The organism is Chryseobacterium sp. WX (genome assembly GCF_029542485.1).
Classification (GTDB): Bacteria; Bacteroidota; Bacteroidia; order Flavobacteriales; family Weeksellaceae; genus Chryseobacterium; species Chryseobacterium cucumeris.
In genome coordinates, this window is record NZ_CP120710.1 from 654,502 (window position 1) to 677,066 (window position 22,565).

23 protein-coding genes are annotated in these 22,565 nt (G+C 37.3%); 10 read left to right on the forward strand and 13 right to left on the reverse strand.

Annotated features, from left to right (window positions below; genetic code table 11):
- Positions 1-68: 68 nt before the first annotated feature.
- From PZ898_RS02860 to PZ898_RS02910, 11 genes are all read right to left on the reverse strand, one after another.
- A complete protein-coding gene (locus tag PZ898_RS02860; RefSeq protein WP_040994577.1) occupies positions 69-626 on the reverse strand; it encodes a hypothetical protein in 558 nt (185 codons plus the stop codon).
- 199 nt (positions 627-825) lie between these two features.
- On the reverse strand, positions 826-1,377 hold the full coding sequence (locus PZ898_RS02865) for an antibiotic biosynthesis monooxygenase (protein ID WP_062671539.1): 552 nt from the start codon (positions 1,375-1,377) through the stop codon (positions 826-828).
- A 21-nt stretch (positions 1,378-1,398) separates the two neighbouring features.
- Positions 1,399-2,457, reverse strand: a complete 1,059-nt coding sequence (locus PZ898_RS02870; protein ID WP_277694738.1) for an NADH:flavin oxidoreductase/NADH oxidase — start codon at positions 2,455-2,457, stop codon at positions 1,399-1,401.
- Positions 2,458-2,469: 12 nt separating this feature from the next.
- Positions 2,470-4,677 carry a hybrid sensor histidine kinase/response regulator gene (locus tag PZ898_RS02875; RefSeq protein WP_277694739.1) on the reverse strand — a complete coding sequence of 736 codons (2,208 nt, stop codon included), beginning with the start codon at positions 4,675-4,677 and terminating at the stop codon, positions 2,470-2,472.
- A 110-nt stretch (positions 4,678-4,787) separates the two neighbouring features.
- Positions 4,788-5,483 carry a LytTR family DNA-binding domain-containing protein gene (locus PZ898_RS02880; RefSeq protein ID WP_002978774.1) on the reverse strand — a complete coding sequence of 232 codons (696 nt, stop codon included), beginning with the start codon at positions 5,481-5,483 and terminating at the stop codon, positions 4,788-4,790.
- Positions 5,484-5,537: 54 nt separating this feature from the next.
- Entirely contained in the window at positions 5,538-6,011 is a 474-nt protein-coding gene (locus tag PZ898_RS02885; RefSeq protein WP_277694740.1) for a DNA starvation/stationary phase protection protein, read from the reverse strand.
- Between the two features lie 164 nt (positions 6,012-6,175).
- Positions 6,176-7,018: a sugar phosphate isomerase/epimerase family protein gene (locus PZ898_RS02890; RefSeq protein WP_277694741.1), complete on the reverse strand. Its 843-nt coding sequence runs from the start codon at positions 7,016-7,018 to the stop codon at positions 6,176-6,178.
- A 16-nt stretch (positions 7,019-7,034) separates the two neighbouring features.
- Complete coding sequence (locus PZ898_RS02895) at positions 7,035-8,444, reverse strand: carbohydrate porin (RefSeq protein ID WP_277694742.1); 1,410 nt, start codon at positions 8,442-8,444, stop codon at positions 7,035-7,037.
- A 5-nt stretch (positions 8,445-8,449) separates the two neighbouring features.
- Entirely contained in the window at positions 8,450-9,694 is a 1,245-nt protein-coding gene (locus tag PZ898_RS02900) for a sugar MFS transporter (RefSeq protein WP_277694743.1), read from the reverse strand.
- A gap of 11 nt (positions 9,695-9,705) precedes the next feature.
- The gene (locus PZ898_RS02905) at positions 9,706-10,620 is read right to left on the reverse strand and encodes a carbohydrate kinase (protein ID WP_277694744.1); all 915 of its coding nucleotides are present in this window, start codon (positions 10,618-10,620) and stop codon (positions 9,706-9,708) included.
- A gap of 53 nt (positions 10,621-10,673) precedes the next feature.
- Positions 10,674-11,681 carry a LacI family DNA-binding transcriptional regulator gene (locus tag PZ898_RS02910; protein ID WP_123278270.1) on the reverse strand — a complete coding sequence of 336 codons (1,008 nt, stop codon included), beginning with the start codon at positions 11,679-11,681 and terminating at the stop codon, positions 10,674-10,676.
- A 1,407-nt stretch (positions 11,682-13,088) separates the two neighbouring features.
- On the opposite strand from PZ898_RS02910, the gene arr reads away from it, so the two are divergent.
- Both arr and PZ898_RS02920 read left to right on the forward strand, forming a co-directional pair.
- On the forward strand, positions 13,089-13,502 hold the full coding sequence (gene arr, locus PZ898_RS24340) for an NAD(+)--rifampin ADP-ribosyltransferase (protein ID WP_347176657.1): 414 nt from the start codon (positions 13,089-13,091) through the stop codon (positions 13,500-13,502).
- A 207-nt stretch (positions 13,503-13,709) separates the two neighbouring features.
- Positions 13,710-13,895, forward strand: coding sequence for a hypothetical protein (locus tag PZ898_RS02920; RefSeq protein WP_062669797.1), 186 nt, complete (start codon positions 13,710-13,712; stop codon positions 13,893-13,895).
- 92 nt (positions 13,896-13,987) lie between these two features.
- On the opposite strand, the gene PZ898_RS02925 is transcribed toward PZ898_RS02920, so the two are convergent.
- Positions 13,988-14,671 carry a hypothetical protein gene (locus PZ898_RS02925; RefSeq protein WP_062669796.1) on the reverse strand — a complete coding sequence of 228 codons (684 nt, stop codon included), beginning with the start codon at positions 14,669-14,671 and terminating at the stop codon, positions 13,988-13,990.
- A 385-nt stretch (positions 14,672-15,056) separates the two neighbouring features.
- On the opposite strand from PZ898_RS02925, the gene PZ898_RS02930 reads away from it, so the two are divergent.
- Positions 15,057-15,425, forward strand: coding sequence for a hypothetical protein (locus tag PZ898_RS02930; protein ID WP_034694405.1), 369 nt, complete (start codon positions 15,057-15,059; stop codon positions 15,423-15,425).
- A 38-nt stretch (positions 15,426-15,463) separates the two neighbouring features.
- Here the strand turns inward: PZ898_RS02930 and PZ898_RS02935 are convergent, their stop codons facing one another.
- The gene (locus PZ898_RS02935; protein WP_277694746.1) at positions 15,464-16,099 is read right to left on the reverse strand and encodes a hypothetical protein; all 636 of its coding nucleotides are present in this window, start codon (positions 16,097-16,099) and stop codon (positions 15,464-15,466) included.
- Between the two features lie 154 nt (positions 16,100-16,253).
- On the opposite strand from PZ898_RS02935, the gene PZ898_RS02940 reads away from it, so the two are divergent.
- From PZ898_RS02940 to PZ898_RS02970, 7 genes are all read left to right on the forward strand, one after another.
- A complete protein-coding gene (locus tag PZ898_RS02940; RefSeq protein ID WP_277694747.1) occupies positions 16,254-16,826 on the forward strand; it encodes a C40 family peptidase in 573 nt (190 codons plus the stop codon).
- 213 nt (positions 16,827-17,039) lie between these two features.
- Positions 17,040-17,651 carry an isoprenylcysteine carboxylmethyltransferase family protein gene (locus PZ898_RS02945; protein ID WP_228432288.1) on the forward strand — a complete coding sequence of 204 codons (612 nt, stop codon included), beginning with the start codon at positions 17,040-17,042 and terminating at the stop codon, positions 17,649-17,651.
- Positions 17,652-17,722: 71 nt separating this feature from the next.
- The gene (locus tag PZ898_RS02950) at positions 17,723-18,535 is read left to right on the forward strand and encodes a 2,3,4,5-tetrahydropyridine-2,6-dicarboxylate N-succinyltransferase (RefSeq protein WP_062669791.1); all 813 of its coding nucleotides are present in this window, start codon (positions 17,723-17,725) and stop codon (positions 18,533-18,535) included.
- Positions 18,536-18,564: 29 nt separating this feature from the next.
- Positions 18,565-19,734: a glycosyltransferase family 87 protein gene (locus PZ898_RS02955; protein ID WP_120231045.1), complete on the forward strand. Its 1,170-nt coding sequence runs from the start codon at positions 18,565-18,567 to the stop codon at positions 19,732-19,734.
- A gap of 5 nt (positions 19,735-19,739) precedes the next feature.
- Positions 19,740-20,669 carry a glycosyltransferase family 2 protein gene (locus PZ898_RS02960; RefSeq protein WP_062669786.1) on the forward strand — a complete coding sequence of 310 codons (930 nt, stop codon included), beginning with the start codon at positions 19,740-19,742 and terminating at the stop codon, positions 20,667-20,669.
- A gap of 1 nt (position 20,670) precedes the next feature.
- Entirely contained in the window at positions 20,671-21,447 is a 777-nt protein-coding gene (locus PZ898_RS02965) for a polysaccharide deacetylase family protein (RefSeq protein WP_062669784.1), read from the forward strand.
- Positions 21,444-22,541 (forward strand): glycosyltransferase family 1 protein, encoded by a 1,098-nt coding sequence (locus tag PZ898_RS02970; RefSeq protein ID WP_277694748.1) that lies wholly within the window; start codon positions 21,444-21,446, stop codon positions 22,539-22,541. The genes PZ898_RS02965 and PZ898_RS02970 overlap by 4 nt, the downstream gene beginning before the upstream one ends.
- The last annotated feature ends 24 nt before the right edge of the window (positions 22,542-22,565 follow it).

Genomic DNA, 22,565 nt, shown 5'->3' on the forward strand with positions numbered 1-22,565 from the left:
CTTTTTCTTGATGTCATTCGGTGAAAAGGCAAAATGAGTCGTTGAGGATATAGAGGGTTGCTACTTTTTTAAAAAGGCTGGTTATATTGACCTGTCAGTGCTTTATTTTCAATGCTTTTTGCAAAGTTTGGTGTTTCTTCATGATTGTGGGCGTCAGAAGCAGCCTGTCTGGATGCGGCTGCATCTGCAAGGTTGATCCCGTGTTCTTTCAGATATTCAAACATTTCGGGTGTGGCTGTCGCATGAATTTCGTTGGTATAAAGACAGGTGTTTTCATCAATCTTTGTCACTTTCAGTTCCCATAAGACCTGAACTTTTGTACGTCCGTTTTTTGTAATTGAATCAGAGATTGAAAGCATGCGGCAATAGTCAGGACGGTGAACATCTGCAACATAATGCTGTACCATCAGAGCATCCCCAATGGTTTCTACATTTAAAGATACCGGCTTACCATCAAAGGTAACTGAAATAGCAGCTCCAATATGCTGGGTAGAGCAGCGTTGGTATTCGGCATCCGGCAGATTAAGCAGCCAGTCTGCGATATTCACTTTTTCAATGGGTGCATTGATGATGGCACTTACGCTTGAATGAGATAGTGCGTTTTCGGGAGTTTGTAAGATTTCCATAGTTGTTGATTTTGATTTTTATGTTATTGATGATGTAAAGCTACAAACCGGTTGTTTTAATTTTGCCTGCTGTTCGCTCAACAGGCGAAAACAATCGTTGAATAAGCTGATGATGTTCAAACGATAACAGGGAACGCTCCTGAAACAAAAAAATCACTGTAGGTTACAGTGATTGATAAAGGATAGTTTTTAAATGTGGTTATTTATACAGCCATTTTTTGATCAGTCTCGTATAATTGGGCATGACGACAAATACCATCAGAAAAACAATGATACCCGAATTGATGAATCCATCAGAATAATGATTGGGTGGAATATATAAAAATCTTAAAAAAGGAATGATCAAAGCAGGAATAAGAACAGACAGCGGATAAATGGCGGACCAGGTTGCCAGAAACTGTTTCCAGCGTACCGGAACTTTATTCCCTTCATTTTCTGTCGTAAAAAGAAAATCAAGCCCGGATCTGATCTGATAATGGTCATTTTTTCTGAACAGCGGATTGGCTTTCTCAATGAGTTTTTTCCGGTTATCCGACTCCATCCAGCTTTTAAGATGATTAATCGTATCAAAACGGATAATGACAGTGTACACAAAAGTCAGATCAGGAATAGGACGAACAATCTGAAGATCAATAAAGCCTTCCGAATGCCTGGTGACAGGAATAATTTCGTCCAGCCATTTTTCATACTGTGATTGTTTTCCATCCAGAATATGATGGGTAATGACTACTGAAGCACCCTGATTTTCCATAACTGATTTTTATGGGTTAATTTAATACGCTCTTTTATACTGCCACGGAATTTCTGTTTCAATACCTAATGTCTTGGCAGAATGAATAGCAAAATAAGGATCTCTCAGATGTTCCCGGGCAATGATTACCAGATCTGCATCTCCATTGACAATAATATCATTAGCCTGTTCTGCTTCCGTAATCATTCCAACTGCTCCTGTTAAAATCCCGGTCTGTTCTTTAATCTCTTTTGCAAAAGGAACCTGATATCCGGGAAATACCTTATCCTTGCTTACATTGGTAAATCCGCCGCCGGAAGCAGTAATGAAATCTACACCATTTTCTTTAAGGATCTCTGAAAGTTTAATGCTGTCTTCCAGAGTCCAGGCTTCCTCGGATTCTATATAGTCAACTGAAGAAATTCGTACGAACAGAGGCATCTCAGCAGGAATAACTTTCCTGATTTCCTGAACGGTTTCTACAAGGAAACGGATCCTGTTTTCAAAACTTCCGCCATATTCATCCTGTCTTTTGTTGATCACTGCGGAATAAAACTGATGGAACAGGTAACCATGTGCCGCATGAAGTTCAATGGTATCAAACCCTGCTTCAAGAGCACGAAGGGCTGCTTTAACGAATTTAGTCTTCAGTTCCTGGATCTCATCAATGGTGAGTTCTTCAGCAAAAACTCCGTTGAATTCCTGGGCAGAAGATGATTTTACCGTCCAGCCTCCTTCTTTCGGAGTGAGAGATTTCATTCTTTCATTGGGATGTTTCAGGCTGCCTTTTCCTCCTGCATGCCATAGTTGAATTCCTATTTTAGCATCCTGTTCATGCACAAAATTTACGAGGTTTTTCCAGGCATTTTTCTGTTCATCGTTCCAGATTCCTACATCGGATAATGTAGCCAGACCTTCTTCTGAAACGGCTGTACATTCGGTAAGAATCAATCCTGCACCGCCAACAGCCCTGCTTCCAAGGTGAACGAGATGCCAGTTGCCGGGAACTCCGTTTTTAGCGCTGTATTGCTGCATAGGAGATAGTGCAATCCTGTTCTTTAAGGTAAGACTGCGAATGTGTATGGGTGAAAATAAATTCATTTTTTCTTATTTTTAAATTGTTTTTGAGAATGCTTCAGCTTCGGAAACTGCTTCTGCCAGAACTTTCTGTACTTCTGTCAGTATTTTTTGCAGATCAGTATTTTCTGCTGATGCTGTTTCAAGAATATCAAGTCTTTCCTTTAACAGAGGATGTAATCCCATGATGGCAATGCTGGATTTCAGATCATGAGCCCACAGTTTCATCCCTGAAAAATCCCGGTTTTCATAAGCTGTTGTCAATTTCTGTAGATGATTGGGAATATTCTCAATAAACTGTTGAGTGACCATTTGTTCGAAGCTTTTATCGCCGCCGCTCACCGTGTGCATATAAGTGAGATCAATATACTGATAGTCAGATGATGGATTTTCGGTTTTCTTTTCGTTTTTATTATTTTCTTTAAACCCGAGTTTCGAAATAAGCATAAACAGTTCTTCTTCATTGACAGGCTTAGGAATATATTCGTTCATCCCACGGCTCAGGCATCTTTCTCTTTCTCCTGCCAGCGCATGGGCGGTCATTGCGATGATCGGAATATCCAGTCTGAGTTCTTCCCGTATTTTTTGGGTGGCAGCATAGCCGTCCATCTGCGGCATCTGTATATCCATTAAAACCAGGTCGCATGCATTGCTTTTGAGATAACTTACGGCTTCAAGGCCGTTCGATGCAATATGAAAATCAATATTCCACTGGGAGAGCAAATGTTTCATCAGGCTTTGATTGATCACATTATCATCAACCACCAATACTTTCAGGGGCGTATTGGACTTATCTTTAAAATAGTGGGGATCAACAGCTGGAATGACAGTAAGCTGTTCCTCAGCAATTCCGTAAGGAATATAGAAATGAAATGTAGTTCCTTTGCCTTGTTCACTGCTTACTTCGATGTTTCCGTTTTGCAGTACAATCAGGCTTTTCACTATGGATAAACCTAATCCTGTTCCACCGTAATTTCTTGTCGTTGAATCTTCTCCCTGATTGAATCTTTCGAATATTTCAGTAAGCTTTTCTTTGTCAATTCCTATTCCCGTATCTGAAATTTTAAATCCCAGAACAGCTTCGTTCTCTGTTTGCTGTTTACTGTAGATTTCAACAGAAATATTTCCCTGATGAGTAAATTTTATGGCATTTCCGATCAGGTTCACTAAAATCTGCGTCAGTCTTGTGGCATCTCCCACCAATGTGTCAGGAATTGAAGGATCAATCGTACTGGAAATGGTAAGTCCTTTTTCTTTGGCCCGTTCTGTAAAAAATGTTTCTACGGAATTAACGAGACCGTTAATGCTGAAAATTCCAGGGGTAATGCGCATCATCCCGGCTTCTATTTTAGATAAATCCAGAATGTCATTGATGATCGCCATCAGGTTTTCTCCGGAACGCTGTATTGAAGAGACAAATTCTGCTGAGGTTTCATCCAGTGGGCGTTTTTGCAGCAGATTGGTAAACCCGAGAATTCCGCTTAAAGGAGTTCTGATTTCGTGGCTCATATTGGCAAGGAAATTTTCTTTGGTCTGTGCTGCTACCAACGCTTTTTTCTCGGCAATATCAAGTTCGCTTATAAGTAACCTCTGGCGTTTGAACTGTCTGAGAATGTGATATCCAACGACAGAACCGCTCAAAATCAGTAAGATCAGTAAAGAAATATCATAGAATCTTGCTTTTTGCCCCATTTCTTCACTTTTCTGGCTGAGTTCAACCATATTCAGCTTTCTGCTTTCATATATTTTAGCCGTGATGCTGGTGATTTCATTAGAAATTTTTCTTGCACGCGGATTGGCAATGGAGGTATTATCATCCATGTTTCCAACAGAAAGATAACGGTGCAGGAGTTTATCTTTGGTTGTTTTCTTTTCCATGGCAAGAACGCTTAATCTGTGAATCAGCTTTTCTTCCTCAGCATTTACATTGTCCTTGGAAAGAGAATCCAGGAAATTTTCAATCTGACTGATTTTTTGGTCAATGCCTTCAAGATGGGTGGTATCATTCGTTGCAATAGACGCCCTGATTCTGCTTTCCACTCCAAGAATATCACGGTCAATCTCCCGTAAATGATTGCTTGAACGCAATTCGCTCAGCAAGGTATTGTTATTCTGAATCAGCGCTTTGGTATTTCCTGCAGAATTGAGCTGAACAGCTATCAATAGGAGTGAGCCCGCAATAAATGTCAGGATAATAAAATAGCTGAATCGTTTGTTATCCATTACTGAAGATATGTTTTTCATAATTAACGGTCTGATTTTAAGATAAAATACCGGTAAAAAGTCAAGATGGACCCGGAACTGTTCACGGGCTTAAATCAAGCCGAATTTAAATGTTTGATTGCCTGTAACGGCTAAAAGACATTCATTCGTGTATTGAGAGCTTTTCTGTATGCGTCTGCCACAGGAATGAATTTGCCATTGATCATAATACCACCGTCCTGCAGGGTGTCAATTTTGCCTACTGAAACAATATAGGAACGGTGAACTCTTATAAAATGATCCTTGGGAAGACGTTCTTCAGCCGTTTTCATTTTACCGTGAATGGCAAACATCTTTTCCTTGGTGTAAAATTTTACATAATCACCCATGGCTTCTGCGTAGAAAATATCATCCAGCTTTAGGCGCCTCGTAATATTGGAATCCCTTACAAAAAGAAACTCATCCCTTGTGATTTCCACATTTTCTTTTCTGCTTTCAAGAATCGTCTGTGCCTTGCTTACAGCCTGCAGAAATCTTACCGGCATAATAGGTTTCAGAAGGTAATCTGCAATATTAAGTTCAAACGCTTCCAGTGCATATTCTTTTTTTGAGGTCGTAAAAATGATGATGGTCTCTTTACCGGAAAGCGTTTTCGTGAGCTCAATCCCTGTCATTTCCGGCATTTCTATATCGAGAAATATCAGATCGACGGAATTGGACTGAAGATAATGATAAGCTTCTATAGCATTGGAAAACTCGCTGACGATGGAAAGATCCGGAACCTGTTTGGCGAGGTGTGCTAATGTTGTTCTTGCAATATCATTATCATCCACGATTAAGGCTTTCATAGGTATAGTTATTTATGGTTTACACAAAGATAATTATAACTTTTTTATTTTGTGTTATCTGAAATAGGAACGGATCATCCATGCCATTTCTTCATGGGTTTCCATCAGACCTGTAATGAAATCACTGGTGCCATAATCTTTGTACTTTTCTGCAAATGGAGTGATGTTTCCGCGGAGAAATTCAATGATGCTTTCATGGTCACTTAATAAATCTTTCATGTATCCAAGGCCATCGTTTGTTCTTTCACTGTATTCCGTTAAATGAGTCAGTTCCATGTAGATTTTCATAGTCGCCGGTGCATAATGTCCGATTTTACGCATTCTTTCTGCAACACTGTCAATAAGTTCATCCAGTTGTTTGTATTGTTCTTCAAAGAAAATGTGATTGGCATGGAAGTTATCTCCGGTTACGTTCCAGTGGGCATTTCTTGTTTTAATGTAAAGCAGTGTTTCATCTGCCAATAATTTTGCTAATTGTTCTGCAACAGCTTCTGTGTTTTTTTCTGTAATTCCGATTTTTGTTTTCATAATAATAAGATTTTAGTTGAGCATTATTGCCTTTTTCTGATGTAAAGGTCAGCCATAATCCTGGAAAACGATCTGTATTTTCGGCGAACGGGCAGAATCAATCGGTGAAAAGCGGACAATCTCAGCTTTCCATAAGTTTCAGAATAATATAACAGATAATTTTATCAGCTGAGATGCTTCTTTAAAAAGGCAAGACTTCCTTCTGCCAATGTTTGAGCATCATAAGGTGATTTCTGCCATAATGAAACCTTTTCCTGCATTTCCGGAATTGAGGAACTGAAATTTTCAAGAACGAGATTCCCTTCAAAATTAATTTTTTTCAATGCCGCGAAAAACTCTTCCCAGTTGACAGTTCCTTCTCCCAGCATACCCCGGTGAGACTCTGTCACATGAATGTGCTTCAGCATTTTTCCGGATTTGATAATCGGGTCATAAAAATTATTTTCTTCGATATTCATATGGAAGGTATCAAGGTGAAGGAAGAGATTATTTCGGCCCGTTTTCTTAATAAGTTCAAGTACATTTTCTGCTGTATTGCAGACATAGGATTCATAGCGGTTAATAGGTTCTATGGCGATATCTATACTTTTGGCCTGGGCGTAATCCGCCACATTGCACCACACATCAGCAATGATTTCTTTTTCGTTTTCTGTGAGTGGTTTTCCGGTAAAAACACCGATTCCGCCATGCAGGACACCAGCCAGAAGATGGGTTTCCAGTTCATATACTTTATCGATGGCTTTTTTGATAAGCTTTTCCGCAGCTTCAGGCTCAAACGCAATATGAGCATCTTTGGGAAGATTCAGCGAACATACTGCTTCCAGATGATTGTCTTTCAATTGTTTTTTTACGGTGACAGCGTCAAAATCCATTGATGCGGGTAACAGTATTTCAATCAGATCAAACCCGGCCTGAGCGGTTTTTTCTATTGCATATTTTCCTGATTCTGCATTCCATAATGGCGTGATCCAGGAGAGTAGGGAAGCCCCTAATTTTATATTCATCATATTTCTTTATTTTAATTTAAAAAATCCACCATTCTGTCCGTACTCCGAAATAAGTCCCGAATCTTTTGGCTCCTGACTGCTGTAAAAACGGTGAGTAAAGACTGTTCATAGCCTCATCATTATACCTTGATACTTCTGCAATAAAACGGATGTGAGGTCTTGCCCAGACACTTCTTTCCGCAGTAGGTACGATGGTAGGAGCTAAAACCAGCTTCATCATCGATGCAGCATCCTGCGTTCCGTTTTTTCGGGTGGCATAATGGAACTCAGAAAGGATATGAAACCAGTTGTTGAAATAATAGGTCGCTCTTATACCGGTATTAAACTCTGTTTTTTTGTTGAAAATTTCACGGTTATAATAGTCCATCGCTTTATCAGTACTGGTTGATCCTCCTTTACTTTTGGTGAAAACTGCATAGGGATTAAGTGACCAGCGGTTTGAGATATTCCAGAGGAAATGTTCAACAACCGTAAAAGAGTAAGCTCCTTTATACGTTTTTGCGACCTCATCAGGAGCTCCGTAGGTTCGCCAGGTCTGCGTATTACCATTATCACCTCCATTGGCAATTCCGGTCCCGTATCTTACAGAAAACTGATTGAATGAACCCGGAATTGTCGTTGCAATATCTGTATTTAATTTAGCTCCAAAAACCCAGCCTTGATCCGATGGGTATTGCTCTACAGAATTTTCTCCTGATTTTTCTACATGATGAAATTCCGCCATCAGTTTCAGCTTGTGTTTTGTATTTTTAAATGGCAGCGTCTGCTCAAGGACAAAAACTTCTCTTTGTCTGTAGATCAGGTTTTTTGATCCGCTGATCACATTGGTGTAAGAATAAGGAGTGGAGTTGCTGGCCGCGGTATCAATAGCTGCCGGGAAAAACATTGAAAACCTTGTGTTTTTATGTCTTAGTCCCCAACCGGTTGCCGAATGGTCATCAAAATAAAAATAATCTGCAATATGAATATCATCATATCTCAGCCATCTTGATCCCGCCCAGACATCCCAGTCACTTCCCATAATATTTCTGGCCTCAACAAAGGCTTCCGGCAAGGCAATAATCATCCCCTGATTGGATTTTGAATCTACATTTCCCAGAAAAGTTCCTCCTGAATAAAAGCTCAGTCTTGCCTGCATATCGATCTTTGTACTTTTGGTACTGTCACCGTTTACCACTGGGCTAAAATGGAAGGCTGGTAAGAAATCTACGTAATCTCCCTGATCCATTCTGCCACCTAAGGATCCTTGATTGTTCAGATTCAGCTGTCTTCCTGTTTTTCCATCGGCATTTGGAGAATAACCAGCTCCGATTCTTCCTGTTGTCCCAAAGGAAAATTTTTTGTTGGTTATTGTGATCTGGGCATTGATTCCCCTTCCGGCGCATATAAGTAAAGTGCACCAGGCTAATAAAAGCTTTGTTTTCATAGGGATTATTTAAATGTTTTGGGCTTGTAGAATTTTAATGCAAATAATAAAATAACGACATAGCAGAGAATAGGAAGGAGATAGGCATGGGCAATGTCTTTTTCTGCAATTCTACCCATAATCGGAGGGAAAACAGCACCTCCAAACATCGCCATAACCAGAAATGAGGAAGCCTGCTGAACTTTTGACCCTAATCTTTTAAGTCCAAGACTGAAAATAGTAGGATACATCACACTCAGGAAAAAGTTAAGCAAAATAAGGCTGATAAATGATATCCATCCGAAACTCTGGGAAATAATAAGGCACAGAATGATGTTACATGCGGTAAAAATAGCCAGCAGTTTGTTGGGAGCAATGAATCTCATCAGGAAAGTCCCGATAAATCTTCCGATCATCATCATCGCCATACTTAAAGAAAAATAATAGGAAGCCTGTATCTCCGGAAGGTGCATTTTTTCTACCCCGTAATTGATAAAATAGGCCCATGTCCCGCCCTGTGCGGCAATATTAAAAAACTGGGCAATAACGGCAAATATAAAATGTCTCTGCTTGTAGAGCGGTGCGTGCGGATCTGATACAGATTGGTCTTCTCCTTTTTCATTGTCTGAAGTGATGATATCTTCAGCATGAGGGTCTTTAAGGTCCGGTACTCTGATAAAGCTGAAAATTATGGTAATCACGAGAATGACAATCCCAATCCATGTATAAAGATTTTTAACTGAATCCAGGGATCCTGATTCTGAATCAGGCGTCCCGAAAATGAAATATCCTCCCAACAAAGGACCGATAATGGCTCCCAATCCATTAAAAGACTGTGCAAAATTAACCCTCTGATCACTCGTTCTTTCATCACCAAGAGCTGCTACAAAAGGATGGGCTACTGTTTCAAGGGTTGCCATCCCCATCGCAAGGACAAAAAGAGCTAGTCTGAAAAAATTAAATGAGGAAGTTTCGGCTGCTGGAATAAACAGAAAGGCTCCCAGTGCGAAAAGCGAAAGCCCTAGTATAACGCCTAATTTATAACCAAATCTTTTCATAAAAAGACCCGCCGGAATTCCCATGAGTGCATAAGCCCCGAAGATGGAAAGCTGTACCAAGCCAGATTTGGATTTCGAAATATGGAGGACATTCTGAAAATGCTTATTCAGTACATCACCCATGGTAAGCGCAATGGCCCAGAAGAAGAATAAAGACGTAACAAATGACAGGATGATGTAATATTTCTTATCTGTAAATTTTGGAGTATTCATATCGTATGTTTTTAAGAGGTTTTACAGCTGTTTTTTTCTCTGAATGACTTGAATTCTTCATAGGTGTAATCAGGGCATGCCCCCGATTTCGAAGTGATAAAAGCACCCAGCGATGTGGCCTGTTTCATGATCTCTTCCGGAGATCTTCGCTGAATTCTTTTAGACAGGAACCCGGCCAGAAAAGAATCTCCACTGCCCACAGTATCTGCAATTTCAATATGAACTGCCGGGAAATCATACGCAATATTCCCCACAAAGTATCTGGCACCTTTACTTCCTTTGGTAAGGACAATTTCATTTAAATCAAAATAAGCCTGTAGATGTCTGATGCTTGTATCTTCGTCAATATACTCTTCACCTAGATATTCAAGAATGGTTCTGAGTTCTGCCTTATTCATTTTAACAAGATCAGCTTTATGCAATAATTTTTTAATGAATTCAAAATCAATAAAAGGAGGTCGGAAGTTAACATCAAAAACTTTGAATTTTGAATATTCCAAAAGTTCCAGCAGAGTATTCTGAGATGCTTCACTTCTTGTGATCAGACTTCCAAAAACAAATGCTTCTGAATTTTGTATCAGTTCCTTATGCTCCGGCAGTGGCTGAATATAATCCCAGGCAATATCCTGCATAATGTCATATGCAGCCTCTCCATGCTCATCAAAATCGGCAATGACAGTTCCTGTGGCCTTTTCCTGGTCGATCTGTATGAAATCTGTTGTTATTCCCCAATCCTGGATCTGATTAAGAAGTCGATGTCCTAAATCATCATTTCCTATACGGCTTAGCATTTTGGTATCGATTCCCATTTTGAAAAGATTGTAGGCAACGTTAAATGGCGCACCACCAGCTCTGGAACCGGTAGGGAAGATGTCCCACAGAACTTCTCCGAAGCACACCACATAGTTTGATTTATTTGTTATCATATTAGGTTAAACGTTTAAGTTATTGTTTAAAAAAATGTTTTATATCAGATTAATTATTTTAAAGAGGCTTTAGCAACCAGCTTTGCGGATAATGTTATTCTCTTTCCGGTAGCTGTATAATCATTGATTTGCCCGTCCAGAAGCTTAATTGCTTCTTCTGCCATTTCTTCAATCGGCTGTTGGATGTAGGTGATTTCCGTAGGGAAGAGGTCATAAGCATCGGTTTCATCAAATGCGATTACAGAGACCTGTTCCGGAACTTTTATATCGTTTTTAACGAGATAGGAAAGTCCTGCTACCGCAAGCTTATTACTGGAAAAATATAACGCGGTATTTTCAGGTTGTTTTCCCAGGTTATTTTCAAGCTGAGCACGTACCTCTTGTGCTATATTTTCTAATCCCACCAGAAGATATTGTATATCAGCTGTTTTGCTGGAAGAGCTTATTGCCTTTTCAAAACCATGCTGTCGGTCCAGCAGATGCGGAAGTTCAGTTTCGTAACCAATGTAGATCATTTTATCAAAACCCTTATTAAGAAGCAGGCTGGTTGTTCTCTCGGCTATCTCCTGATTATCAATGGTAATTCCCGGAACAGAAACACCTTTAAGATACCTGTCGATCGTTACAACAGGATATTTAAGCTGAATAAGGTTTTCAAGCGTCTTTTCTGATCCTGCTACAGGAGCAACGATCATTCCATCTACCTGCTGTTGTGAAAAAAGCTGGGTAAGTTTTTCAAATTTTTCTGCATTTTCGTCAGAACTACCAATAATCAGGGTATAACCTAATTGTAAAGCTTTATCTTCCAGATTCCTTGCTATATGAGAATAGAAGTCATTGGAAATGTCTGCAACGATGAGCCCCAGCAGCTTGGTCTTATTCGTTTTAAGACTTTTTGCAATCTTATTGGGAGTATAGTTAATCGTTTCAGCAATTTCAAAAATTTTTTTACGGGTCTCCTCGCTGATACGTTGCCCTTCCTTTCTGTTGAGAACATAAGATACTGTGGCTACGGAAACTCCTGCCAGTTTAGCAATATCTTTTATAGAAGACCTTTTCATTTTATTTTTTTAATAGGCAAAAATATTTCATAAAATAGTAAAAAAACAATAGTGTAATTTATTTGGTAGTTAAAAAAAATAGTGTAATTTGGCAAATTTTATCATTCTGATTAAAACATTGATTTACAATTGTTTACATTTTGTTGACTGTTGTAATATTAACCATTTGTTAAATTATCTTATGGTAATTATTAATTTTGGTTAAACGTTTATTCTATGAATTTCAAAAATTATATATAATTTTCATTTCTGCCTGGCCAGTTAAGACTTAAAATTAAAAATATTTAATAGGATTGGAAAGTAATTTCCGGCTATATAATTTAGATTTCCTGTTTCTCAAGAAATCGTGGCGATTTGTATTTCGGGTTAATTAAAATCTTTTAAATGCAGGTTTACAATAGGGAGTTCTAGTCTGGTATTATCCACGACAATAAAGCCCTTTTTATAAAGGTTTTTTATATATTCAGCTTTTTTGGTAATTGTATTAATCTTTATCAAAAACAATAACGGTTAACACAGAAGAAAGATTTTAACTTTGGATCAGCAAGGCCTATTTCTTATTGATAAAGAATCGTAAAGAAAAATTTTCAATTGTTTTGTGATTAATTTTATTTAGTTATATTTGAAGGTACTAAAAACTAATACATTAATAAATAACTATGAAAAATCTAAAGAAAATTACAAGAGATCAAATGAAAAATGTTCAGGGAGCAGGGACTCCAATTACATGTCCTGCAAAATACTATCTTAAATGCGAATCGATCTATGTTTGTGATCCAGACCAGGGTATTTATGATTGTGTTTGCTCTTGCGTTCCAATAGGATCTTAATAAAAACCTTTATATAGCAGAAGCCTTCTCTTTGAGAGGGCTTTTTTGTTATATTTGCAGGAAACTTCTAGTCATATCCATCTCAAAGATTCTAGGTAAACTTATACTAGGCATTCTCATATTATTCCTGTTCTTAGGCATGTTTTTAAACTACAAAAAGGATCTTTTATTTTCTCAATTTTCCAACTATACATTTTTAAATAAAGAATTCCAATAGAATAAACTAGATTTGGAAAAAAAATAAAACATGGAATTTTCTCCTTTTAATCCTGTGATCAAGCTTTGTCTGCAAGGGATGAGCTTTGAAGACAAGGGAATGCCTGAAGAAGCAGCTCAATTATTTTTAAAAGCCTGGGAAGATGCATCAGACGATCATGAAAAGTTTCTGGCAGCTTATTATCTGTCACATCACCAGAAAACCACCGCTGATCAGTTGAAATGGTTTGAAACTTCCTTAAAGTTTGCCTTAAAAATAAATGATGATACTGTTAAAAGTGCATTACCTTCTCTTTACCTGAATATTTCCAGATGCTATAATGAGTTAGGAGATCATGAAAAATCAAAAAACAATGCTGAATTGTCAGAGTTACTTCAAAAACATCCGTCTGATAAAGGTCCTTTTTACCACGGAACAAAAGCCGACTTACAGATCGGAGAACTGTTGACAGCGGGAGGAAATTCTAATTACAAATCAGAATTCAAAATGAATCATATTTATTTCACTGCTTTAATCAATGGAGCAGGGCTTGCTGCTGCACTGGCAAAAGGCGATGGAGCAGAGCGTGTTTATATTGTAGAACCCACAGGGAATTTCGAAAATGATCCCAATGTAACAGATAAGAAGTTTCCGGGAAATCCAACCCGATCTTATCGCTCCGAAATGCCTTTGAAAATTATCGGAGAAATTACAGAGTGGAGTAGGCCCACTCCGGAAGATCTTCAGAAATTCCGTGAAAAACTGGACAACAGTCAAGGAGAAATTATTAATTAGGAATTATGGAAAACAGCTGATTTATGACTGTACTCATAAAAGCTGGGATGGATATTTCATACATTTGGGATAAGTTTTTCATTCATTCAATAATAGTTTTTAGCCTCTTTTTAGAGGCTTTTTGTTTGAAAAGTTAAATTTTTCACAAATTAAATTACCGTTTAATGAATATTCTTATATTTGGAATGAACTAAAACATTTTAAACCATGAAAAATTTAAAGAAAATCTCGAGAGAAGAATTAAAAACAGTTAAAGGAGCAGGACCTAATGTTCCACAATGTCCTCCAGGTGCTTTATGGAGATGTGAAGCCATTGGTGTTTGTTCAGAAGATTTTGATCAATGGGACTGTCTTTGTGGTTGCTATCCGGTAACGCTTCCTTTTCCAAGATAAATCAAAGCCCTCTTTTCAGAGGGTTTTTCATTTAATAAAAACAGCCACAATGAAAATATTGTGGCTGCCTTTTTGAAATCAAATATCAACTATTATAAAGATCTGGAGCGGGCAATATTAATAAGGTACACAAGGTGTGCGTACATGCTTCGCTTTACAGACTCTACTTTTATATCTCCGGTGGCCTGATTGATGGTAGTAACCAAATCTGTATTACATTGACCCGCAAAATTTCCACTTCCTAAATAGTTCACTGTATTGGTACTTGGATAAGAGATTCTGGGATAGTCAGGTGCTGTCTGATTAGCCACAGCAGTTGCATTGGCAAACCCTTTATTATCAACATATCGGGCTGTCCATGTTCCTAGAAATTGTCCGTTTCCTGTATTAATTCCCTGTCCTACAATAATTTGAGTGTCAACAGGATTACTGAATCCCGCACAAGAAGAGTAATGGTTTACAGAAACGGTACAGGAAGAAGCATTGTCGCCAGGTTGGAAGCATTTTCCTTCGTATACAGTCGATCTTTGTTCACTGGAAGAGGTAGATGTGTTCAGTATAGCCTTTGGCGCAAAAATTTCTTCTGGAGAAATAAGCGTTAAAACTCCTTGTGCATCTGCCGCAACAATCTTTTTTTCAGCATTTGAAAGTCCTCTTACTCTTACCAGACCATTCACATCCAAAGTATGACTTGGAGTGGCGGTATTGATCCCAACCTGCGCTGTTGAACTTCCACAAATAGCAAGTGCTGCCAAAAATAATGTTTTTGTTTTCATGTTATTTTTTGAAAAAGGTTAAATTTTTCACTAAGGTAAGAAATATCTTTAAAATAGAATGCAAACGACATGAAATCTAATATAAACTAATTGTAAATGGATATTAAACATATTAATATTAAGTTTAACGTATAAATTTTAAAATAACTCAAAATTTATAGACACTCTATTTGTTTGAAAAATATTTGTATTTTAGCCGAAATATGTCGTTTTTTAATAAACATATTGGGTGCTAATTAAAATTCAGATAATTTGAATGAAAAAATTAGTAGATTTGCACGAAACAAAAAAATAATAAATATTAAGCAATATTCTCTCTGACTGGGTCTCTAGAAGGAAAGTACAGAAGAATAACAGGATTTTAGGTTATAAAACTACTGAAACTATGAAGAAACTTTTTTTACTTTTATTAACGGCGTTTTTATTTATCGGTTGCAGCTCTGATGATGATACTATTTATGATTATGTAGGAACATGGTCTGGTTCTTATGAAGGAGCAGACAAAGGAGTTTGGAACTTTGTGGTAGATGAAAGTGGTAAAGTGGTAGGAACAATGCATTCTGATGTTAATAATGAAAACTACAGCATTACCGGAAATTTAAGTGAGACAGGAGATCTTAACGCCAGAGTGGGGCTTCCTTCACAAGGAGATTTCAAAGGAACGTTAACCACAGAAAAAAAAGGAAACGGAAACTGGTCCAACTCACTTCCAACACCTGCCGTATCAGGAAGCTGGAAAGGAGAAAAGAAATAAAACAAGAAGTCTGCAGAATATACTGCAGACTTTTTTATTTAAACAAATCCCATATGGGTAATTTTATCGTTTTCATCCTTTAATGCTATAAAATAGAGAAGACCATCCTCAGAAAAATACTTTTTAAAAGATGGATTCTGTTGTGTGTTCCAGCTGATTATTTCTTCATTGCTTTCTATATTATAATTTTCAGAATCTAATTTCATCGTCATAATCACGGTATATTCTGATGTACAATGGTCATTTTTATACAGAACCTGATCTTCCATTCTTACACAATCTGAAACCTTCCTGACCGTTCCCCATTGAAAATCTCTCAGGAGTTTTCTTCCTTCTTCAGTCTTTAAGCCGTTTTCAACCGTTCTTTTTCCTCTTTCAGAAGTGTTATCTAAATCTTTGATAGCAGTCATCACCTTTGCAAATTTCTGGTAGAGTAGAGGATCACCTGTTTCTTTAACATATACTTCCAGACTTTTCCGGATCATTTTCCCCATTTTGGAACAGTGTCCGAATTCAGAACTGTTCTGTCTTACTTTCTCATAGGATGGATTTTTTTTAAATGCAGATTTATTGAACCCGCTTTTCTTCCGAACCACATTTTTGCCATTCAGAGTATAAAATACCAGATCGCCCACTGCTCCTGTGATCTTGATTACACTTTCATAGGTTGCCATATCTTTAAAATAGAAATCAAATATACCAATAAATAATGAAAATCAAAATTTTAACATATATTTATAATATAGTTGTAGTATAGTTATACTATAATTAAATTATAAAATGTATATTTGTGGTAAATTTTGTTAATTAATTATAAATCAGAAGAATATGGGAGCGGAATTATTTCAACAAAAAATAAAAGTAAAGCAGTTGGTGGTTACCCTGGCAGTTGCTGTTTTTATGGTTTCCTGTGGATCCTCGAAAAGTGCTTCTGCGAGCAAAAAGTCAAATACAAAAGCCGTAGCGAAGGCTGAAAATCTCAGAAAACTGGATTCAAAATTTAATGGCAGTGTTTCCAGGTCCATCAATGATATTTTGAAAGATGCAGAAAAGTATATCGGAACACCATATAAATTTGGAGGAAATACTTCTTCAGGATTTGACTGTTCGGGATTTACGGTAAAAGTATTTGAAGAAAATAATTTTAATCTTCCCAGAAGATCTTCTGATCAGGCCGATGCCGGAAAGAATATTGATATCAAAGACGTAAAACCGGGTGATCTGTTGTTTTTTGCGACAGCCGGAGGAAGCAGAGTATCCCATGTGGGAATTGTTCATGATATTGGCCCTGATGGAGAAGTGAAATTCATTCATGCTTCTACCTCAAAAGGCGTAATCATTTCATCCCTGAATGAAAAATACTGGAATAAGGCCTATCTTCATGCTCAAAGAGTGTTGTAAATATTCTATCAATAGAAATGGGCTTTAGCCAAAACTTACATAATCTTCTTCTTTAACCACCCCGTCAAAAATTATCTGAATTTTTGCCACACCTCCGGTGGAGGGGAATTGCCAGGTTTTACAATTGCGCATTTCTGCAAATCAATAATATTCTTGTCATTGCAATAGCATTGCATCCCAAAACCTATGAAATTTGTCCAAAACTATTATCATATGGCAGATTTCATCAGATTCTTTATTCCTTTATATTTCATACTCTTCTTTATCATTTCCTTTGTTGGAATTAGTTATAAAGTAGCCAGACAGATTGGCAAAAATCCTAATGTTCTTCCCAAAGATGATTCTGCATATGGACTTGTGGGATTGTATTTTAAACTGGTTTTATTTGCTTTGTTTATCTATACAATACTTCTTTTATTTTTTCCGAAAGACATTTTCCCTGCTTTTAAAATCAATGTGCTGGAATATGATCTCATTCAATACATAGGGTTGGGTTTAATGATGATGGCATTGATTTGGGTTGTTATTGCCCAGTTACAAATGAAAAACTCATGGAGGATTGGAATTGATAACTCAGCAAAAACAGAACTGATAACTCGCGGATTATTCAGGTTTTCAAGAAATCCCATATTCCTGGGTATGATTATCAGTCTTATAGGATTTTTCCTTGCTTTCCCTACCGTAATTGCTTTTGCTCTTCTACTGACGGGAAGTATGTTGATGCAGATCCAGATCAGGCTTGAAGAAGAGTATCTCTTAAAAGAACATGGAGAAATTTACATCGCCTACAAAAAGAAGGTGAGGCGCATGTTGAGTCTTTATTAAATGCATGATGTTACAACCTGTTTTGCTGAACTTTTTTGTATCTTTGGGCGGTATAATTTTAAATAAGAAACATGTCGTTACAACAAACTATTGAAAATATCTGGGACAACAGAGAATTATTGCAGAATGAAGACAGCCAGAAGGCGATCAGAGAAGTCATTTCTTTAGTTGATAAAGGGGAACTTCGTACTGCAGAACCTACAGAAAACGGATGGCAGGTAAATGAATGGGTGAAAAAAGCTGTAGTAATGTATTTTCCGATCCAGAAAATGGAAACTATTGAAGTAGGCCCGTTTGAATTTCATGACAAAATGCCTTTGAAGAAAGGTTATGCTGAAAAAGGGGTGAGAGTTGTTCCACATGCAGTAGCGAGAGAAGGTGCTTATATTGCTCCAGGAGTTATTATGATGCCATCTTACGTTAACATTGGTGCTTATGTAGATTCCGGAACAATGGTAGATACCTGGGCAACAGTAGGAAGTTGTGCACAGATCGGTAAAAACGTTCACTTGAGCGGTGGCGTTGGTATCGGTGGGGTATTGGAACCATTACAAGCTGCTCCCGTAATCATTGAAGATGACTGCTTTATCGGTTCAAGATGTATCGTTGTAGAAGGAGTTCACGTGGAAAAAGAAGCTGTACTGGGTGCTAACGTGGTATTGACTGCTTCTACAAAAATTATCGATGTTACTGGAGATACACCTATTGAAATCAAAGGAAGAGTTCCTGCACGTTCAGTAGTAATCCCTGGAAGCTATACAAAACAGTATCCTGCAGGAGAATATCAGGTTCCATGTGCACTGATCATTGGTCAGAGAAAAGAATCTACAGACAAGAAAACATCTCTGAATGATGCATTGAGAGAGAATAATGTAGCCGTTTAAGATTAATATTTTAATCTAATACCACAATCTTGAAAGAAAAATTTCTTAAAATACTATTAAACCCTAAATATATATTTGGGGTTTATCTTATTATATCCGTTGTTACTGCAATTTCCAAATATCTGAGAGGAGATTATGCGATCAATAACTATCTGATTTTTAAAAACGTATTCTTTAATACCATTCATCAGAAAAACTTATTTATCCATTATCCCGATCTCTATTTTGATCTGAACCATTATGGTGTATTTTTCAGTGCTTTGATTGCGCCGTTTGCCATGATGCCGGATTGGCTGGGAATCTCACTTTGGAATATTGCCAATACTTTCATCTTTATCTACGGAATTTATAAACTGCCTTTTTCAGACAGTAAGAAAGCCATTTTCGGATTGCTTTGCCTTCAGGAATACATCACAGCAGCTTTAAGTCTGCAGTTCAATGTGGCGCTGACCGGTCTTTTGTTGTTGTCTGCAGTGTATATTTACGAAAGAAAAGAAGTAAAATCCGTAACTGCAATTTTAATAGGAATATTTGTAAAAATCTACGGAATTGTAGGATTAACTCAGTTTTTCTTTATTAAAAGCAAAACTAAATTTATACTTTCAGGAATTGGCATTGCTATATTATTTTTCGTACTTCCGATGGCCTATTCAAGTCCGCAGTTTGTCATTCAGTGTTACTCGGACTGGTTTCAGTCTATTGTAGAAAAGAATAGCGAAAATCAGGTTCTTGGAAATATGCAGGATATCTCTTTAATGGGCTTTGTGAGAAGAATTTTAGGTGATGCATCCATTTCAAACCTTGTGTTTTTAGCAGGCGGATTGCCTCTCTTTGCTTTACCTTACATCAGAATAAAGCAATATAAGCATTATGCTTTTCAATTGATGATTTTGGCTTCAACATTACTATTTTTGGTATTATTCAGTTCAAGTTCAGAATCTCCTACGTATATTATTGCGGTGGTAGGAGTGCTGATCTGGTTTTTCCTTCAGAAAGAAAGAACACCATTGATCATTGGATTGTTGATTTTTGTTATTATTTTTACCTGTTTCTCAACTTCGGACCTTTTCCCGAAATTTGTAAAAGAGAATTATATTATCAAATATTCGTTAAAAGCCGTACCTTGTATTGTAATCTGGTTGAGAGTGACTTATGAACTTCTGACTAAAGATTTTGAGACAAATTACAGCCTGAATTAATACATATGAAGAAAATTTCAATTGTAATTCCCGCTTATAACGAAGAAGGAAACGTGGCCATGATCCATCAGAAAATTAAAGAAGTTTTTGATGGGTTGAACAATTATGACTTTGAAATCATATTTGTGAATGATGGCAGCAGGGATAATACTCAACAAAAATTAGAAGAACTTTCCAGTCAGTATGATGAAGTAAAATTCATCGAATTTTCCCGTAATTTTGGACATCAGCCGGCTGTAAAGGCAGGAATGGACAATGCCCACGGAAATGCAGTCATTTCTATGGATGGGGATCTTCAGCATCCTCCGGCTCTTATTCCTGAAATGATTCAGAAATGGGAAGAAGGTTATGACGTCGTTTTTACCTTTAGAACTTATCCCAAAGAGATTTCATTTTTTAAAAGAAAAACATCAGACCTATTTTACAAGCTTTTATCAAGTTTATCAGATGTTAACTTAACAAAAGGTGGTGGCTCAGATTTCAGATTGTTGGATGCGGGCGCTGTTGAAGTCATGAGAAACTTTAATGAAGACGATCTCTTCCTGAGAGGATTAACAAGTTGGATGGGTTTCAAGCAAACAGGAATCGACTTTACTGCAGCAGAAAGACTCTCAGGAAAAAGCAGTTACAATATCAAAAAGATGTTTACTTTTGCTTTCACCGGAATTACGGCTTTTAGCGTGAAGCCTCTTTATCTGGCAGCTTATCTGGGATTTTTATTCTCAGCACTTTCAGTAATCGGATATGGAGCCTACGTAATTCATTCATTTATTGCCAAAACAGAGATTTCCGGTTGGGCATCTTTGATCATGACCATTGTTTTCTTTGGAGGACTTCAGTTGATCATCCTCGGAATCATGGGAATTTATTTAGGTAAAATATTCAAACAGGTGAAAGACAGACCAAATTATATTATTAAAAACAAAAATTTTTAGAATGGTTTTATTGAGTTTTGACATTGAAGAATTTGATATGCCATTGGAATATAAGGGTGAAATTCCCTTTGAAAAGCAGATTTCAATTTCACAGACAGGATTAGAGAGAATTCTCGATATTCTTAAAAAACATAATGCTAAAGCTACTTTTTTTTCCACAGTAGTTTTTGCAGAAAATAGCAAACACCTTATCGAAAGGTTATTGAATGAGGGGCATGAGCTGGCCTCTCACACGTGGTTTCATTCAGAATTTGAAGACAAACACCTGAAAGAATCAAGAGAAAGGCTGGAAGAATTATTTTCCACAAAAGTGACAGGATTAAGAATGCCGAGAATGATGCCGGTAGATGAAAAAGCAGTGGAAGAAGCAGGATACGCATACAATTCCTCCATCAACCCTACATTTTTGCCGGGAAGATATAATAATTTAAAAGTATCCAGAACCTATTTCAAAGAAGGAAATGTGACTCAGATTCCGGCTTCGGTTTCTCCTAACTTCAGGATTCCTTTGTTTTGGTTAAGCTTTCACAATTTCCCTTTGTTTTTCTACAAAAAACTGGCTTCGGATTGTTTGAAAAAAGATCAATATCTGAACATTTATTTCCATCCTTGGGAATTTGCAGAAATTAAAGATGATACCTTTAAACTTCCTGGATTTACGGTAAAAAACTCAGGAAAAGATATGGTGGAAAGATTTGACTCGTTTGTAGGATGGTTGAAAGAAAAAGGACATACATTCGGAACATTTCAGGAATTTCAAAAACAGATCCAACGATGAAGATTGCCTTTGATGCCAAACGGTTTTTCCACAATACATCCGGCCTGGGAAACTATTCGAGAGATCTTGTAAGAATCCTTTCCGAATATGAACCGGAGAATGAATATCTGTTATTAAACAAAAATAAGTCCGAGAGAGGGAAAGATATTCTGGAACGCCCGAATGTTCACTTTATTGAAACCTCAAAAGGAAACTTTTCACGTCAGCTGAAAATGGGTAAAGATGCCCAGAAGCAGGGCGCAGATATTTTTCATGGATTATCAGGTGAACTTCCACTCAAATGGGATCCAAAGCCTATTAAAAAGGTGGTTACCATCCATGATCTGATTTTTGTAAGATATCCGCAGTATTATTCTTTTTTTGACAGGAAAATTCATTTCTGGAAATTCAAAAAAGCCGCTGATACGGCTGACAAAATCATTGCGATTTCAGAACAGACAAAAAAAGATATTATTCAGTATTTAAAAGTTCCTGAGACTAAGATTGAAGTTATTTATCAGGGATGTCATCATGCTTTTAAAGAACAGCAGTCTCCGGAATTAATGAAGGCTGTCAAAGAGAAATTTAAGCTTCCCGAAAGATTTGTACTGAATGTAGGCACTATCGAAGACCGTAAAAACCTTTTGAATGTTGTAAAAGCGATCAACGGTACAGAAATTCCATTGGTTGTGGTGGGACGAAAAACCGGATACTATCAGAAAATAGAACGCTTTCTGAAAAGAAACAAAATGGAAAAACAGGTGCTTTTCCTTGAAGGCGTTTCTATGGATGAGCTGGCCTGTCTCTATAAACTGGCAGATATTTTTGTTTATCCTAGCTTCTTTGAAGGCTTTGGAATCCCTGTCATTGAGGCACTTTTCTCGAAAACTGTTGTTGTTACCAGCAATACCAGTTGTCTGCCTGAAGCAGGTGGAAAAGACTCTGTGTATGTGAATCCTGAGAACGATCTTGATATCCGAGCCAAATTAAAATTTCTCTGGGAAAATGAATCCGAGCGAAAACGCCGTGAGGAAAAGGGTTTCGAGTTTGTTCAGAAGTTTAATGACGAATCCATTGCAAAAGAGTTGATGAGTTTTTATCAAAAAATTATTTGAAAAAACTTTGCATTTTAAAAATAA